Annotated in this window: 1 protein-coding gene; it reads left to right on the top strand. The window is 62.0% G+C overall.

Annotated features, from left to right (window positions below; all coding sequences use genetic code 11):
- On the top strand, positions 1–745 hold a 745-nt coding region (locus O8B93_RS27850), incomplete at both ends, for a UxaA family hydrolase (protein WP_269713109.1).

Raw genomic sequence — 745 nt, 5'->3', positions numbered from 1 at the left:
ATATCCATGGCGAGGCTTATGAATTGCTGAAGAGGACCCAGTGGGGGGTGGCACAGAACCCGAATATTGGCGGCGTGTTGATGGTGGGGCTGGGCTGCGAAGCGTTTCAGATTCCGCGCTGGATGGATGCTTACGGATTGAGGGAAAGCGAGACCTTTCGCACACTTACCATTCAGGAGCTCGGCGGCACGCGCAAGACGGTGGAGGCTGGCGTCGCGGCCATCCGTGAGATGCTGCCGGTGGTCAATAAGGCCATTCGTGTGCCTGCCCCCGCTTCGGAGCTGATGCTGGCATTGCAATGCGGCGGCTCGGACGGCTATTCCGGTATCACGGCCAATCCGGCGCTCGGCATTGCCGCCGACATGTTGGTCGCCGAAGGCGGAACCGCGATCCTCTCGGAAACCCCTGAAATATACGGCGCCGAGCATCTGCTGATCCGCCGGGCGGAGCGGCCGGAGGTCGGCGAGAAGCTGGCCGCACGCATCCGCTGGTGGGAAAACTATACCCGGCGGCACGACATGGAGATGAACAACAATCCCTCCCCCGGCAACAAGGCGGGCGGCCTGACGACCATTCTCGAAAAGTCGCTGGGAGCGGCAATGAAGGGCGGCTCGACCAATCTGACGGCAGTATTCAACTACGCCGAACCGGTGGACGCCAAGGGACTGGTCTTCATGGATACACCCGGTTACGACCCCGTTTCGGCCACGGGCCAGGTGGCGGGTCTGGCTCTTATACACCTCTG

Origin of the sequence: Martinezella rhizogenes (genome assembly GCF_027460065.1) — a bacterium.
In the GTDB taxonomy this organism is placed as follows: domain Bacteria; phylum Pseudomonadota; class Alphaproteobacteria; order Rhizobiales; family Rhizobiaceae; genus Agrobacterium; species Agrobacterium rhizogenes_C.
The sequence above is the reverse complement of the archived record's forward strand: the minus strand, read 5'-3'. Positions and strand labels throughout refer to the sequence as shown.